Raw genomic sequence first — 14,140 nt, 5'->3', positions numbered from 1 at the left:
CACTCAGGCCGGCTGTTCCCCTGCGCGCCTGAGCAGGGTGCGGCAGCGCTCGGAGAGGTGCTCCACGCGCAGGTGTTTGCCGGCCTTGGTGTAGCGCTCGCGCAGGGTCTTGAGGGCAGCGATGGCGGAGTAGTCGACGAAGCTGAGGTGCCGGCAGTCGAGGGTGACCCGTTCCGGGTCGCCGGCGGGGTCGAACTGGTTGAGGAAGGGCGTGGCGGAGGCGAAGAACAGCGTGCCGTGCACCCGGTAGAGCTTGCTGCCGTCGGCTTCGATGTGGCTGTCGGCGTACAGCTCGCGGGCGTGGTGCCAGGCGAAGTTCAGCGCGGCGATGACGATGCCGCAGAGCACGGCGGCGGCCAGGTCGGTGAAGACGGTGATCACGGTGACGGCGACGATCACCAGCACGTCGTGCAGCGGCACCTTGCCGGCAACCCGCAGGGAGCCCCAGGCGAAGGTCTGCTGGGCCACCACGAACATCACCCCGGCCAGCGCCGCCAGCGGGATACGCTCGATCAGCGGGGACAGGAACAGCACGAACAGCAGGATCATCACCCCGGCCACCACGCCGGACAGCCGCCCCCGGCCGCCGGAGCTGAGGTTGATGGCGGTCTGGCCGATCATCGCGCAGCCACCCATGCCGCCGAACGCACCGGAGACGATGTTGGCAGCGCCCAGGGCCATGCACTCGCGGTCGGGGAAGCCCCGGCTCTCGGTGATCTCGTCGGTGAGGTTGAGGGTGAGCAGGGTCTCCAGCAACCCGACCATGGCCATCAGCAGCGCATAGGGCGCGATGATCTGCAGCGTCTCCAGGTTCCAGGGCACCGATGGCAGGGCGAAGCTGGGCAGGCCGCCGGCGATCTGCGCCATGTCCGCCAGGGTGCGGGTGGGCAGGCCCAGCAGGTGCACCAGCAGCCCGACCCCGAGGATCGCCACCAGCGCCGGTGGCACGGCGCGGGTCAGTCGCGGCAGCAGCCAGACCACCGCCATGGTCAGCCCCACCAGGCCGAGCATGGTGTACAGCGGCATGCCGCTCAGCCAGGCGTCGCCCTGCTTGAAGTGCCCCAGTTGGGCCAGGGCGATGACGATCGCCAGGCCGTTGACGAAGCCCAGCATCACCGGGTGCGGCACCATGCGCACCAGCTTGCCCAGGCGCAACGCGCCGAACAGCAGCATCACCAGCCCCGCCAGTACCGTGGTGGCCAGCAGGTACTGCACCCCGTGCTCCACCACCAGGGCGACGATGACCACTGCCATGGAACCGGCAGCGCCGGAGATCATCCCCGGCCGGCCGCCGAACAGGGCGGTGAGGGTGCAGATGATGAAGGCGCCGTACAGCCCCATGAGCGGATTGAGGTGGGCGACCAGGGCGAAGGCGATGCACTCGGGCACCAGGGCGAAGGCGGTGGTGAGACCGGCCAGGACTTCATGACGCAGGCGGGGTTTCTTCATGGGCTTACCGGGCCGGGTGTGTTGCCGGCCCTGTCAGGTTTTTTGGGAGGGGCGCGCATGGTACGGAAATGCGCCCGGCCCCGCCAGCACGGCCCGCCTCAGCGGTTGACCCGCTGGATCAGCTCCAGGCAGCGCTGGACATGGGCACTGCCGTCCTGGGCGCGGCGGCTGAGGATGATGGGCGAGACCGCCTCCGGCTCCAGCACCTCGGCGTAGTCGATGTCGGCCCGGTGCTGCTGGCGCACCGAGGCCGGCACCAGGGCGACGCCCAGGCCGGCCGCAACCAGGCCGATGGCGGTCTGCAGCTCGTTGGCCCACTGCCCCACGCGCACCGCCAGGCCCCGGTTGGCGAACAGCGCCAGCACGTGGTCGGCGTAGCTCGGGCGCGGGTTGGCGGGGTAGAGCACGAAGGGCTCGTCGGCGAGCTGCTGCAGCGACACCGGGCGCCCGAGCAGCCGGTGGCCGGCGGGCAGCACCGCCACCAGCGGGTCTTCCCGCAGCACCTGCTGGTGGATGGTCGGATCGTCGAAGCGGATGCGCCCGAAGCCGATGTCGATGCGCCCGCTCTTCAGCGCCTCCACCTGCTGCAGGGTGGTCATTTCCTGCAGGCCCAGCTCCAGGTCCGGGTCCTGGCGCAACTCGCGGATCAGTTCCGGCAGCACCGCATAGAGCGTGGAGGGGGCGAAGCCGATGCCCAGCCACTGGCGCTGCCCCTGGCCGATGCGCCGGGTGGTGTCGCAGAGGGTCTGCACCTGCTGCAGCAGGGCTGCGCTCTGTTCATGGAAGTAGCGGCCGGCCTCGGTCAGCCGCAGCGGTCGGCCGCGCTCCAGCAGCGGCGTGCCCAGCTCCTCCTCCAGTTGCTGGATCTGCCGGCTCAGTGGGGGCTGGGCGATGTGCAGGCGCTCGGCCGCACGGGTGAAGTTGAGGGTGTCCGCCACGGCCTGGAAATAGCGCAGGTGCCTGAGTTCCACGATACCTACCGGGTATGAAAGAAGAGGGAGATGATATTGGACCTGTCGTTCCTGCTGGCGCAATGTTCGCCCACCCAAACCCAGACTTGCAGGGTATCGAGCGAGCCGAACCCTGCGCCACGGAAGCACACCCATGAGCACTCCCCTGATCGAACGGCTGGACACCTGCATCGTCGACCTGCCGACCATCCGCCCCCACAAGCTGGCCATGCACACCCTGCAACGGCAGACCCTGGTGATCCTGCGCCTGCGCTGCAGCGACGGCGTCGAGGGCATCGGCGAGTCCACCACCATCGGCGGGCTGTCCTACGGCTACGAGAGCCCGGAAGGGATGAAAGCCAACATCGACGCGCACCTGGCTCCAGCGCTGATCGGCCAGCCGGCGGACAACATCAACGCCGCCATGCAGCGCCTGGACCGGGTCGCCAAGGGCAACACCTTCGCCAAGTCCGGCATCGAGACGGCCCTGCTGGACGCCCAGGGCAAACGCCTCGGGCTGCCGGTCAGCGAACTGCTCGGCGGCCGCGTGCGCGAGGGTCTGGAAGTGGCCTGGACGCTGGCCAGCGGCGACACCGGCCGCGACATCGAAGAGGCCGAGCGCATGCTCGACCTGCGCCGCCACCGCCTGTTCAAGCTGAAGATCGGCGCCAACCCCCTGGAGCAGGACCTGGCCCACGCGGTGGCCATCAAGCGTGCCCTGGGCGACCGCGCCAGCGTGCGGGTGGACGTCAACCAGCACTGGGACGAGTCCCAGGCGATCCGCGGTTGCCGGGTGCTCGGTGAGCACGGCATCGACCTCATCGAGCAGCCGATCCCGCGGCACAACCGCAGCGGCCAGGTACGCCTGAACCGCTCCAGCCCGGCGCCGATCATGGCGGACGAATCCATCGAGAGCGTCGAGGATGCCTTCAGCCTCGCCGTCGAGGGCGCTGCCAGCGTGTTCGCCCTGAAGATCGCCAAGAACGGCGGCCCCCGTGCCGTGCTGCGCACCGCCCAGATCGCCGAGGCGGCCGGCGTGGCGCTCTACGGCGGCACCATGCTCGAAGGCGCCATCGGCACCCTGGCCTCCGCCCACGCCTTCCTCACCCTGCGCCAACTGACCTGGGGCACCGAGCTGTTCGGGCCGCTGCTGCTGACCGAAGAGATCGTCACCGAGCCCCCCGTCTACCGCGACTTCCAATTGCAGGTGCCGCGTACCCCCGGCATCGGCCTGACCCTGGACGAGGAGCGCCTGGCGCGCTTCCGCCGTTCCTGACCCCGGAGGACCCCGACCATGCTGTTCCACGTGAAGATGACCGTTCACCTGCCCGCCGACATGGACCCGGAGCGGGCCGCCCGGCTCAAGGCCGACGAGAAGGCCTTGGCCCAGCGCCTGCAGCGCGACGGCACCTGGCGCCACCTCTGGCGCATCGCCGGGCACTACGCCAACTACAGCGTGTTCGACGTACCCAGCGTCGAAGCGCTGCACGAAACCCTGATGCAACTCCCGCTGTTTCCCTACATGGACATCGAGATTGACGGACTCTGCCGCCACCCCTCGTCGATCCATGATGACGACCGCTGAGCCCCGAACACCCTGAACAAGAACAATGAGGTGACCCCCATGACCGTGAAGATCTCCCACACTGCCGAACTTCAGCGTTTCTTCGAGCAGGCGGCCGGTTTCGGCAACGATGCCGGCAACCCGCGCCTCAAACGCATCGTTCAGCGGGTGCTGCAGGACAGCGCCCGGCTGATCGAGGAGCTGGCCATCACCGACGACGAGTTCTGGAAGGCCGTCGACTACCTCAACCGCCTGGGCGCCCGAGGCGAGGCCGGCCTGCTGGTAGCGGGGCTGGGCCTGGAGCGCTTCCTCGACATGCTGCAGGACGCCCGCGACGCCGAGGCCGGGCGTACCGGCGGTACCCCGCGCACCATCGAAGGCCCGCTCTACGTGGCCGGTGCGCCGCTGAGCGAAGGCTTCGCGCGGCTGGATGACGGCAGCGAAGACGGCGTGGGCATCCCGCTGTTCCTCGAAGGCACGGTGCGCGATACCGACGGCCGCCCGCTGGTCGGTGCGGTGGTGGACCTGTGGCACGCCAACACCAAGGGCCTGTATTCCTACTTCGACTCCAGCCAGTCCGAGTACAACCTGCGTCGCCGCATCGTCACCGACGCCGAGGGTCGCTACCGCGCCCGCAGCATCATCCCCTCCGGCTACGGTTGCGACCCCCAGGGCCCGACCCAGGAATGCCTCGACGGCCTCGGCCGGCACGGTCAGCGCCCCGCGCACATCCACTTCTTCATCTCTGCCGGCGGCCACCGCCACCTGACCACCCAGATCAACCTCGCCGGGGACCGCTACCTGTGGGACGACTTCGCCTACGCCACCCGCGAAGGGCTGGTGGGTGAGGTGACCCACCTGGCCAACGGCAGCGCCCATGGCGTGGAAGGCCCCTGCGCCGAGTTGCAGTTCGATTTCGTGCTGCAGCCGGCCAGCCACAACCAGGACGAGCAGCGCAGCCAGCGCCCCCGCGCCCTGCAGGTGCCGGGCGCCTGAGCCCACGGGCACGCCCCGGTCGCGGTGGCCGGGGCAGCCCCAAGGCACATCCATGCAAGTCAGGCGGGCGGGCCCATGCTTGAATGGCCCGCTCAGCCACTGCCCGGATGCGCCCATGAACCGCAACGACCTCCGCCGCGTCGACATGAACCTGCTGGTGATCTTCGAAGCCCTGATGCTCGAACCCAACCTCACCCGGGTCGGCGAGAAGCTGTTCCTTTCCACCCGTTCATGTCCCGCGAACGCTGAGCCGGCTCAGCCCGCGCGGCGCAGGCCCAGGGCGAGCAGGGCGGTCAGCAGGCTGACTCCGGCGATGGCGACGAAGGCCGCGTGGTAGCCCGCCAGGGTCGCCGTCCCGGCATCCAGCCCGGTGGCCAGCGCCTGAGCGCTGGTGTGGTGGGCCAGGCTGACGAACACCGCAATCCCCAGTGCACCGCCCAATTGCCGCGAGGTGTTGAGCAGGCCGGAGGCCAGCGCCGTGTCCGCCGGGGCGATCCCGGCGATGGCCGCGTGCACCGCCGTGGCCAGCATCAGCCCGACACCGGTGCCCAGCAGCAGGGTCGGGCCCGCCACATGGCGCAGCAGGTCCACCTCCTTCGGCAGCCAGGCCAGCCCGAGAAAGCCCAGCGCCGCCAGCACCCCGCCGAGGCTGGGCAGGTGGCGCATCCCCCGTGCGGCGAGCCAGCGGGCACCCAGGGCGGCGCTGGCGATGGCCAGGCAGGTCGGCAGCATGGCGAGGCCGGTGTCGCGGGCGCCCAGGCCGGCCACCTCGTGCAGCGCCAGGGCCAGGAAATACAGCGATGCGGTGAGGGTGGCACCCAGGCTCAGCAGCAACAGATTGCCCAGCGCCACGTTGCGCTGGCGGAACAGACCCAGGCGCACCAGCGGCTCGCGCACCCGCGCCTCGATGATCAGGAAGGCCACGCCCAGCAGCGCCGCCAGACCCAGTGCCAGCAGCACCCTTGGCGCGCCCCAGCCCAGACCGACGCTGCTCACCAGGGCGTAGACCAGGGCGCTGGCGGCGCCGGTGACGGTCAGCGCACCGCCCACGTCCAGCGGCTTGGGGTTCGTCGGCAAGCCGGGCGCCAGGGTGGCTGAGGCGAGCACGAACAGGCCGATGCCCAGGGGCACGTTGACGAACATCACCCAGCGCCAGTTGGCGTAGGCCGTGAGCAGGCCGCCCAGCAGTACGCCGAAGGCCGCCGCCAGCGAGCCGGAGGCGGTCCACAGGGCGATGGCGCGGTCCCGGCCGGCGCCCGGCGCATGGGCGCCGACGATCACCGCCAGGGTCGAAGTGGCCAGCACCGCCGCTCCCGCCCCCTGGAAGGCCCGTGCCGCCACCAGCAGGGCCGGGCCCTGGGCCAGGCCGCCCACCAGGCTGGCCAGGCTGAACAGCGCCAGGCCGGCGCGCAGCACCCGGCGCCGGCCGAGGCGGTCGGCCAGCCGCGCGGCCAGCAGCATCAACCCGCCCAGGGCCACCAGGTAGGCGTCCACCACCCATTGCCGACTGCCCGCGTCCAGCCCCAGGTCCCGGGCCATGGCGGGGAGGGCGACGTTCACGATGGCGCCGTCCATCACCACCATGAAGGAGGCCAGGCAGGCGATCAGGGTAGCGAGCCAGAGGGGCGCGCCGGGGTTGAGCAGGGCCGTGGGCGCGGCTGTCCGCTGGCCGCTGGCGAGGGTGTTCATCGGTGTCTCCTGTTGGGCCGGGAATCCGGGGGGCGCCATCAGGATCGGGGCGAAGGCGCTTGTTCCGATAACCGTATCCGGACAAGCTATGTTGCAAACCTGCCATTCCGGAGACCGCCATCATCGCTGAAGTCGACCTGACGGACCTGCTCGGCGGTCCGCTGCTCATCGCCCTGCGCGGCGGCCACGAGCCCGACCACGTCTTCCGCCTGGGCAACAAGGAAACCGACTGGCACCGCCACCGGCGCGGGCAGCTCACCTGCGTCGAGACGGGCCTGGTGCACGTGCGCACCGCCCAGGGCTCCTGGGTGCTGCCGCCGTACCGCGCCGCCTGGATGCCGCCGGGGGTGCCACACTGGGCCAGCCTGAGCGGCGTGCTGTCCGGCTGGAGCGTGCTGATCGAGCCCTCGGCCTGCGCCCGGTTGCCGGCCCATCCCCAGGTGATGGGCGTGGGCGAGGTGATGCGCGCGCTGGTCAGCCGCGCGGCCAGTTGGCCCCCCCGCGAGGCGCTGACCCCCGAGCGCGAGCGGCTGGTGCAGGTGCTGCTGGACGAGATCATCGCCGCGCCCACCGAGCCGCTGCACCTGCCGATGCCCACCGACCGCCGGGTGCTGCCCATCGCCCGTGGGCTGCTGGCCAACCTGGCGGACACCCGCAGCCTGGAGGCCTGGGCCGAAAGCGCCGGGCTGTCGCCGCGCACCGCCCGGCGCCTGTTCATCGCCGAGACCGGCATGGCCTTCGCCGAGTGGCGGCAGCAGGCGCGGCTGGTGCACGCCCTGGAGCGCCTGGCCCAGGGCGACCCGGTGGCGGTGGTGGCCGATGCCCTGGGCTACGCCTCGCCGAGCAACTTCATCGCCATGTTCCGCAAGGCGTTCGGGCAAACCCCGGCGCGCTATTTCGTCGAGCGGCCGGGCGGCTGAAGGGCGATGGAATGTGGATGCGGCGACTTCTCGCTTGGCACGGATTGCGCCGAAACGTAATCTTATTACGTTTCAAAACAGAGCCCGCCCATGCCCCACACGCCCCAGACCCGCCTGCAATCCATCGACGCCCTGCGGGGCCTCGTCATCCTCTTCATGTTGCTGGACCACGTCCGCGAGACCTTCTACCTGCACCACCAGGTGGGGGACCCGATGGACGTGGCCGGCACCGACCCGGCGCTGTTCCTCTGCCGCACCCTGGCGCACCTCTGCGCCCCGGTGTTCATCCTGCTGACCGGGTTGTCCGCCTACCTCTACGGCGAAAAGCACGACGGGCGCGCGGCGGTGTCGGCCTTCCTGTTCAAGCGCGGGCTGTTCCTGGTGGTGCTGGAGCTCACCCTGGTCAACTTTGCCTGGACCTTCCAGTGGCCGCCCGGCGTGATGTACCTGCAGGTGATCTGGGCCATCGGCCTCAGCATGCTGGCGCTCTCCGCGCTGGTCTGGCTGCCGCGCCCGGCGCTGGTGGCCCTCGGGCTGCTGCTGGTGGCCGGGCACAACCTGCTGGATGGCGTGCATGCCGAGCCCGGCACCTGGGCGCACATCCCCTGGGCGGTGCTGCATGACCGGGGCTGGATCGAGCTGGGCGAGGGCCTGCGCCTGCGCACCTCCTACCCGGTGCTGCCGTGGGTCGGGGTGATCGCCCTGGGCTATGCCCTCGGGCCCTGGTTCGGCCGGGGCAGCCAGGCGGAGGCGCGCCAGCACCGGCTGTGGGTGACCGGCGCGGCGTGCCTGCTGCTCTTCGTGCTGCTGCGCCTGGTGAACGGCTACGGCGAACGGCCCTGGGCGCCGGGCGCCGACCTGACCCACACGCTGATGGCCTTCTTCAACATCACCAAGTACCCGCCGTCGCTGCTGTTCCTGGCCCTCACCCTGGGGCTCGGCCTGTGGCTGCTGCGGGCCTTCGAGCGCATCGGCCAGGCGCGCCTGGTGCCGCTGCTGGCCACCTTCGGCGCCGCGCCGATGTTCTTCTACCTGCTGCACCTCTACGTGCTGAAGCTGTTCTACCTGGCGTGCCTGGCCATCTTCGGCGCCAACCAGGGCACGCTGTTCGGCTTCGACGGCGTCTGGGCGCTGTGGCTGGCCAGCGCAGTGCTGGCGGTGGCGCTGTTCCCGCCGGTGTGCGCCTTCGCCCGGTTGAAGGCGTGGCGGCGCGACCTCGCCTGGCTGAAGTATTTCTAGGGGCGTCGCCGAGGCTCAGTCGACGCTCAGGGTGCCCCAGAAGGTGTCGGAGGATGAGTAGGGGTAGGTCTTGCCGTCGTACTGCAGGGTCTTCTTCACCGTGCGCAGCGGCTTGTCGTCATCGTCGCTCACCTGGGCGGAGAGGATCAGGTCGGCGAAGCCGTGGCTGCTCTTCGGGCCGATGGCCAGGGTCATCCGCGCGTGCTCGGAGCGGAAGCGGTCGTTGTTCACGCAACGGGTGCCCTGCACGGTGATCCACTCCCGCAGGTAGCCGGTGAACACCGGGCGCAGGGTGGCGGCCTCGCCGGGGACGAACAGCGTCAGCTCGTCGAACATCCCCGCGTCCGGACAACTGGGCCCACGGGCCTGGCTGCTGATCACCACGCCGAAGGCGCGCACGTCCTTGGCCAGGCGGTAGCGCGCGGTGTCCAGCCAGAGGCTGTCGGCGCTGATCTCCAGCAGGGCGTCTTCCTCCAGGTTGCCTTCGTGGCGCTCCAGGATGCGCCCGCTGGCGCTGTCCACCCGCGCCACCAACAGGTGCAGCAGGCGTTCACCGGGTGTGTTACCGCTGGCATCGCTGTCGTAGGCCAGGGCCACCACGCTCTGCCGGGCGTCGTCCGGCCAGCGCTTGCAGGCGGCGGCCACCAGCGGGCCTTCGCTGTCGTAGCTCGGCTGTTGCCAGCCTTTCTGGCCCAGTTGCTGGGCGATGCCGCTCAGCAACGCGGGCTCACAGGGCTGTGCATCGCGGGCCCAGGCGGGGTTGGCCAGGCTGGCGGCGGCCGCCAGCAGCCAGGGCAGGGCGCGGAACAGGGGGCGATGGAGGCGACGGTCCATGTGCGGGTGTCCTGAGCAGGTAAAGGGGCGGGCATTCTAGCGCCAGCAGGGCTTGGCGGCGTGCGCCGGTCAGCCGTCGAACACCTGGCAGCCGAAGTAGAACGTCCCGGGCGGCGACGCGCTGTCGGTGCCGACGAAGAAGGCGTCCGGGAAGGGGGTGTCGTCGGAGGCCTGGCCGACTTCCTTGCGGTACTGCCCGCGTCCCCAGCCGCTGGTGGCCAGGTCGTCCTTGGGCACGGGCTGCACGCCGGTCCTGCCGACGAAGGCCGTCAGGTCGCCGGTGGCCTGCGCGTAGAACACCGCGCCGCTGTCGCCCCGGTACCAGAGGGTGGAGATCGGCACGCCCAGCACCTCGACCGGTTGCGGCAGGCGGTACTCCAGGTCGATCAGGCCGTCTTCGTCGTGGTCCACGGCGACGATGCCGTTGGCCTTGAACAGCGCCTTCACCGCGTCGTCGCGGGCATCCAGCGGGGCCTGCTGGCAGGTCAGCGCCTTCTCCAGCGCGCCGACCACCTGGGCGTCCAGCGCGAAGGCAGGTGAGCTGGCCCAGAGCAGGGCGAGGAGGGCAATGGGATTCCTGGGCTTCACGGGACGGTCTCCTTGACGGTCGGCGGGCGGGCATTCTAGCGCGCCCATGGCCGCGTACCGTGATGCGCTGGGCGCTTCCGCAACCGCCCCCGTCAGGCACTCAGGGGCAGGGCGCTGACCGCCGACTCGGTCGCCACCTCGCCGATCACCAGGATCGCCGGGCTGCTCAGGCGGAAGGCGCTGGCGTCCTGCAACAGGGTGGCCAGGGTGCTGCGGCGCTCGCGCTGTTCGGGGAGCGAGGCGTTCTCGATCATCGCCAGCGGCATGCCCGGCGCCATGCCGCCGCCCAGCAACCCGGCCTGCAAGGCCGCCAGCCGGGCGACGCCCATGTACACCACCAGGGTGGTGCCGCTGGCGGCCAGGGCGGCCCACTCCGGCTCGCTGTCGTCCTGGGTGTGGGCGGTGACCAGGGTCACGCCACGGCTGACGCCCCGCAGCGTGAGCGGAATGCCGCAGGCGGTGGCGCCGGCCAGCCCGGCGGTGATGCCGTTGACCAGTTCGCAGTCCACACCGCGTTCCGCCAGCCAGGCGGCTTCCTCGCCGCCGCGCCCGAAGATGCACGGGTCGCCGCCCTTGAGCCGCACCACGCAGCGTCCCTGGCGGGCGTAGCGCAGCATCAGGCGGTGGATGAAGGCCTGGGGCGTGGAGCGGCAGCCGCCGCGCTTGCCCACCCGCACCACCCGTGCGCCGGGGCAGTGCACGAGCAGGGCCGGGTTCACCAGGTCGTCGATCATCACCACGTCGGCCGCGCCCAGTACGCGGGCGGCCTTCAGGGTCAGCAGTTCGGGGTCACCGGGGCCCGCGCCCACCAGCCAGACCTTGCCGTTCATGTGCAACCTCCTCAGGCGCTTGCCCGTTGTGGCGCCGCCAGCAGGCGGCTGATTTCCGGTACGCAGGAGCCGCAGCGGGTGCCGCAGCCGAGTTCGTCCTTCAGGCCCGCCAGGTCCAGCCCCCGGGCGATGCCGGCCAGCACCGCCGGCTGGCTGACGTTCATGCAGGTGCACAGGGTGCGCGTGGCGGCGGGGGTGCCGCTGGGCGGCGTGCTCAGCGGTGCCAGCAGCCAGCGGCGCAGGCTTTGGTCGGCGCGGCCTTCCTGCCAGAGGCCCTTGAGCCAGTCCCGCGCGGCCGTTTCGCCCGCGAGGCGCAGGGCGGTGATGCGGCCGCCCTCGATGCGCACCCGCTTGCCCACCGCGCGGCGCGGGTCGTCGTAGGCCAGCACCGGGCCCTCCAGCAGCCCCAGGGCCTGGTCGATGCGCTGCAGCAACGCCGGATCGGGGGCCTCGCCGTGGGCGGCGCGGATCACCAGGGCGCCGCGCTCGTGGCCGCTGGGCACCAGGCTGGCGTAGGCAAAGGCGTCGCAGAGCGGGCGCAGGGTGGTGAAGGCGGCCTGCAGATCGCCCTCCACCAGGGCGAAAAGCTGCCAGGGCAGCGCCACCGGCTCCACCTCCACACAGGCGTGCTTGAGTTCCGGCTGGCGCGACAGCGGGTCCCGCGCCGGGCTGGTCAGGCGGTTGCTGCCCAGCCCGGTGAGGAAGCGGTCGCCCCAGTGCATCGGCAGGAAGGCCTGGCCGGGGCGCAGCGCGTCGTCGGTGACGGCAGGCAGCAGCAGTTCGCCCCGGCGGCTGCGCACCCGCACCAGTTGGCCGTCGACGAGCCGACGCCGGCGCATGTCCTCTGGGTGCAGGCCGAGTTGCGGCCCGTCCACATGGCCGAACAGCCGGGGCAGGGTGCCGGTGCGGCTCATTCCGTGCCACTGGTCGCGCAGGCGCCCGGTGTTGAGCACCAGCGGGTAGCGCGCATCACGGCGCTCCACCGGCGGCCGGTAGGCCTCGGCGATGAAGCGGGCGCGGCCAGTGGCGGTGGCGAAGCGCCGGTCGCCGTACAGGCGCGGCGTGCCGGCCTGGGCTCCAGCGGGAAAGGGCCATTGCTGCGGGCCGAGGTGCTCCAGCAGGGCGTGGGAGAGGCCGCTGAGGTCGAGGTCGCGGCCGGCGGTCAGCCCCTTGTACTCGTCGAACAGCGCTGCCGGGCCGTCGAAGTCGAACAGGCTCGGCTGGCCAGGGCGCAGGCGGCGTTCCAGGCGGCGGGCGAAATCGCAGGCGATGGCCCAGTCGGGGCGCGCCTCGCCGGGCGCCGGGACGGCCTGGCGCACGCGGCTGATTCGCCGCTCGGAGTTGGTCACGGTGCCGTCCTTCTCACCCCAACTGGCGGCGGGCAGCAGCAGGTCGGCATGGCGGCAGGTCTCGGTGGTGGCGAAGGCTTCCTGCACCACCACGAAGGGGCAGGCGGCCAGGGCCTCGTGCACCCGGGCCTGGTCCGGCAGGGACTGGGCCGGGTTGGTACAGACGATCCACAGCGCGCGGATGCGCCCCTCGCGCACGGCTTCGAACAGCTCCAGGGCGGCCAGCCCCGGCGCCTCCGGCAGTGCCGGCACGCCCCAGTAGGCGGCCACCTCCTGCCGGTGCCCGGCATCGCCCGCTTCCCGGTGGCCGGGCAGCAGGTTGCTCAGGCTGCCGGTTTCGCGCCCGCCCATGGCGTTGGGCTGCCCGGTGAGGGAGAAAGGCCCGGTGCCCGGCCGGCCGATCTGCCCGGTGGCCAGGTGCAGGTTGATCAGCGCGCTGTTCTTGGCGCTGCCGGCGCTGGACTGGTTGAGCCCCATGCACCACAGCGAGAGCAGGCGCGGCGTGCGTCCGATCCATTCGGCGCAGCGCTGCAGGTCGGCCGGGTCGATGCCGCAGGTCTGCGCCACCTGCGCCGGCCCGTAGTCGCGCACCAGCGCCTTGAGGGCGTCGAAGCCCTCGGTGTGCGCGGCGATGAAGCCGTGGTCCACCCAGCCCTCCCACAGCAGGAGGTGCAGCAGCCCGTGGAACAGCGCCACGTCGGTGCCGGGGAGGATCGCCAGGTGCAGGTCGGCCAGCTCGCAGGTGTCGGTGCGCCGGGGGTCGATGACGATCACCTTCATCTCCGGGCGCTGCGCCTTGGCTGCCTCCAGGCGCCGGAACAGCACCGGGTGGGCGAAGGCCATGTTGCTGCCGACGATCAGCACGCAGTCGGCCTGTTCGATGTCCTCGTAGGAGCAGGGCGGGGCGTCGGCGCCCAGGCTGCGCTTGTAGCCGACTACTGCCGAGGACATGCACAGCCGCGAGTTGCTGTCGATGTTGTGGGTGCCCACCAGAGCCCGGGCCAGCTTGTTGAAGGCGTAGTAGTCCTCGGTCAGCAACTGGCCGGAGACGTAGAACGCCACGCTGTCCGGCCCGTGCTCGGCGAGGGTGGTGGCGAAGCGCTCGGCGGCGTGCTCCAGGGCGGTGTCCCAGTCGGTGGCGCTGCGTGCCAGGCCCTTGGCCAGGCGCAGCTCCGGCCGCAGGGCGCGGGCCGCCGGGTCACCGCTGAGGTGCAGGCTGGAGCCCTTGCTGCACAAGCGGCCGAAGTTGGCCGGGTGGGCCGGGTCGCCGGCGACCCCGAGGATGCGCGCGCCGTCGTGTTCGATCAGCACCCCGCAGCCGACGCCGCAGTAGCAGCAGGTGGTGGCGGTGATCCGGGTCATGGGGCGGTCCTCGTCGGGTCAGGCGCAGGCAGTGCTGCGCAGGGCCAGCAGCACACGGCCGCCTTCCACCCGCACCGGGTGCCGGTGGGCGCAGCCCTGGTCCGGGGCCACCGCCTCGCCGGAGGCGAGTTCGATGTGCCAGGCGTGCAGCGGGCAGGCCACGCGCTTGCCGTAGACCAGCCCCTGGGACAGCGGGCCGCCCTTGTGCGGGCAGCGGTCGTCGAGTGCGAAGACTTCGTCTTTGGCGGTGCGGAACACGGCGATGTCACCGTCGGGACCGGCGACGATGCGCGAGCCCAGCGGGTTGATCTCGTCCAGGGCACAGATGTCGAGCCAGTTCATGGGGGCGTTCTCCAGGTCGGGTCGGGTG

The 14,140-nt window shown here is 71.3% G+C and carries 14 protein-coding genes and 1 pseudogene; 6 read left to right on the top strand and 9 right to left on the bottom strand.

Translation table 11 applies throughout. The features are described from left to right. Window positions 1-3: 3 nt before the first annotated feature. Window positions 4-1,449, bottom strand: coding sequence for a SulP family inorganic anion transporter (locus tag A7D27_RS12040; protein WP_069565032.1), 1,446 nt, complete (start codon window positions 1,447-1,449; stop codon window positions 4-6). A 98-nt stretch (window positions 1,450-1,547) separates the two neighbouring features. Next, on the bottom strand, window positions 1,548-2,420 hold the full coding sequence (locus A7D27_RS12035) for a LysR family transcriptional regulator (RefSeq protein WP_069565031.1): 873 nt from the start codon (window positions 2,418-2,420) through the stop codon (window positions 1,548-1,550). 133 nt (window positions 2,421-2,553) lie between these two features. On the opposite strand from A7D27_RS12035, the gene A7D27_RS12030 reads away from it, so the two are divergent. The 4 genes and pseudogenes from A7D27_RS12030 to A7D27_RS27825 all read left to right on the top strand — a co-directional run. Next, window positions 2,554-3,675: a muconate cycloisomerase family protein gene (locus A7D27_RS12030; RefSeq protein WP_069565030.1), complete on the top strand. Its 1,122-nt coding sequence runs from the start codon at window positions 2,554-2,556 to the stop codon at window positions 3,673-3,675. An 18-nt stretch (window positions 3,676-3,693) separates the two neighbouring features. Continuing rightward, window positions 3,694-3,984, top strand: a complete 291-nt coding sequence (catC, locus tag A7D27_RS12025) for a muconolactone Delta-isomerase (protein ID WP_069565029.1) — start codon at window positions 3,694-3,696, stop codon at window positions 3,982-3,984. A 39-nt stretch (window positions 3,985-4,023) separates the two neighbouring features. Continuing rightward, the gene (gene catA / locus A7D27_RS12020; RefSeq protein WP_069561386.1) at window positions 4,024-4,959 is read left to right on the top strand and encodes a catechol 1,2-dioxygenase; all 936 of its coding nucleotides are present in this window, start codon (window positions 4,024-4,026) and stop codon (window positions 4,957-4,959) included. A 115-nt stretch (window positions 4,960-5,074) separates the two neighbouring features. Next, window positions 5,075-5,176, top strand: a pseudogene (locus A7D27_RS27825) (LysR family transcriptional regulator); the annotation flags it as partial. A gap of 38 nt (window positions 5,177-5,214) precedes the next feature. On the opposite strand, the gene A7D27_RS12015 reads toward A7D27_RS27825, so the two are convergent. Both A7D27_RS12015 and A7D27_RS28695 read right to left on the bottom strand, forming a co-directional pair. Then, window positions 5,215-6,648: an MFS transporter gene (locus tag A7D27_RS12015; protein WP_069561385.1), complete on the bottom strand. Its 1,434-nt coding sequence runs from the start codon at window positions 6,646-6,648 to the stop codon at window positions 5,215-5,217. 86 nt (window positions 6,649-6,734) lie between these two features. Further along, on the bottom strand, window positions 6,735-6,932 hold the full coding sequence (locus A7D27_RS28695) for a hypothetical protein (RefSeq protein ID WP_240919585.1): 198 nt from the start codon (window positions 6,930-6,932) through the stop codon (window positions 6,735-6,737). On the opposite strand from A7D27_RS28695, the gene A7D27_RS12010 reads away from it, so the two are divergent. Together A7D27_RS12010 and A7D27_RS12005 are read left to right on the top strand one after the other, a co-directional pair. Beyond that, the gene (locus A7D27_RS12010) at window positions 6,927-7,568 is read left to right on the top strand and encodes an AraC family transcriptional regulator (protein WP_240921203.1); all 642 of its coding nucleotides are present in this window, start codon (window positions 6,927-6,929) and stop codon (window positions 7,566-7,568) included. The two genes, A7D27_RS28695 and A7D27_RS12010, sit on opposite strands and share 6 nt — an antisense overlap. A 90-nt stretch (window positions 7,569-7,658) precedes the next feature. Next, complete coding sequence (locus A7D27_RS12005; RefSeq protein ID WP_069561383.1) at window positions 7,659-8,807, top strand: DUF1624 domain-containing protein; 1,149 nt, start codon at window positions 7,659-7,661, stop codon at window positions 8,805-8,807. A 15-nt stretch (window positions 8,808-8,822) separates the two neighbouring features. Here the strand turns inward: A7D27_RS12005 and A7D27_RS12000 are convergent, their stop codons facing one another. The 5 genes from A7D27_RS12000 to nirD all read right to left on the bottom strand — a co-directional run bounded on the left by A7D27_RS12000 (window position 8,823) and on the right by nirD (window position 14,112). Continuing rightward, complete coding sequence (locus A7D27_RS12000; protein WP_069565027.1) at window positions 8,823-9,641, bottom strand: hypothetical protein; 819 nt, start codon at window positions 9,639-9,641, stop codon at window positions 8,823-8,825. 69 nt (window positions 9,642-9,710) lie between these two features. After that, a complete protein-coding gene (locus A7D27_RS11995; protein WP_069565026.1) occupies window positions 9,711-10,229 on the bottom strand; it encodes a hypothetical protein in 519 nt (172 codons plus the stop codon). Window positions 10,230-10,321: 92 nt separating this feature from the next. Further along, window positions 10,322-11,059, bottom strand: coding sequence for a uroporphyrinogen-III C-methyltransferase (gene cobA / locus A7D27_RS11990; RefSeq protein ID WP_069565025.1), 738 nt, complete (start codon window positions 11,057-11,059; stop codon window positions 10,322-10,324). A gap of 11 nt (window positions 11,060-11,070) precedes the next feature. Next, on the bottom strand, window positions 11,071-13,770 hold the full coding sequence (locus A7D27_RS11985) for a nitrate reductase (protein ID WP_069565024.1): 2,700 nt from the start codon (window positions 13,768-13,770) through the stop codon (window positions 11,071-11,073). A gap of 18 nt (window positions 13,771-13,788) precedes the next feature. Continuing rightward, window positions 13,789-14,112, bottom strand: coding sequence for a nitrite reductase small subunit NirD (gene nirD, locus A7D27_RS11980; protein ID WP_069561378.1), 324 nt, complete (start codon window positions 14,110-14,112; stop codon window positions 13,789-13,791). Window positions 14,113-14,140 lie beyond the last annotated feature (28 nt).

Origin of the sequence: Pseudomonas sp. 1D4 (assembly GCF_001728925.1) — a bacterium.
Taxonomy (GTDB): Bacteria; Pseudomonadota; Gammaproteobacteria; order Pseudomonadales; family Pseudomonadaceae; genus Metapseudomonas; species Metapseudomonas otitidis.
The sequence above is the reverse complement of the archived record's forward strand: the minus strand, read 5'-3'. Positions and strand labels throughout refer to the sequence as shown.

Bases quoted from the DNA above. Each gene is read 5' to 3' on its own strand.
- A7D27_RS12040 (WP_069565032.1), bottom strand. From the start codon at position 1,449: ATGAAGAAACCCCGCCTGCGTCATGAAGTCCTGGCCGGTCTCACCACC.
- A7D27_RS12030 (WP_069565030.1), top strand. From the start codon at position 2,554: ATGAGCACTCCCCTGATCGAACGGCTGGACACCTGCATCGTCGACCTG.
- catC (WP_069565029.1), top strand. From the start codon at position 3,694: ATGCTGTTCCACGTGAAGATGACCGTTCACCTGCCCGCCGACATGGAC.
- catA (WP_069561386.1), top strand. From the start codon at position 4,024: ATGACCGTGAAGATCTCCCACACTGCCGAACTTCAGCGTTTCTTCGAG.
- A7D27_RS12015 (WP_069561385.1), bottom strand. From the start codon at position 6,648: ATGAACACCCTCGCCAGCGGCCAGCGGACAGCCGCGCCCACGGCCCTG.
- A7D27_RS12005 (WP_069561383.1), top strand. From the start codon at position 7,659: ATGCCCCACACGCCCCAGACCCGCCTGCAATCCATCGACGCCCTGCGG.
- A7D27_RS12000 (WP_069565027.1), bottom strand. From the start codon at position 9,641: ATGGACCGTCGCCTCCATCGCCCCCTGTTCCGCGCCCTGCCCTGGCTG.
- cobA (WP_069565025.1), bottom strand. From the start codon at position 11,059: ATGAACGGCAAGGTCTGGCTGGTGGGCGCGGGCCCCGGTGACCCCGAA.
- A7D27_RS11985 (WP_069565024.1), bottom strand. From the start codon at position 13,770: ATGACCCGGATCACCGCCACCACCTGCTGCTACTGCGGCGTCGGCTGC.
- nirD (WP_069561378.1), bottom strand. From the start codon at position 14,112: ATGAACTGGCTCGACATCTGTGCCCTGGACGAGATCAACCCGCTGGGC.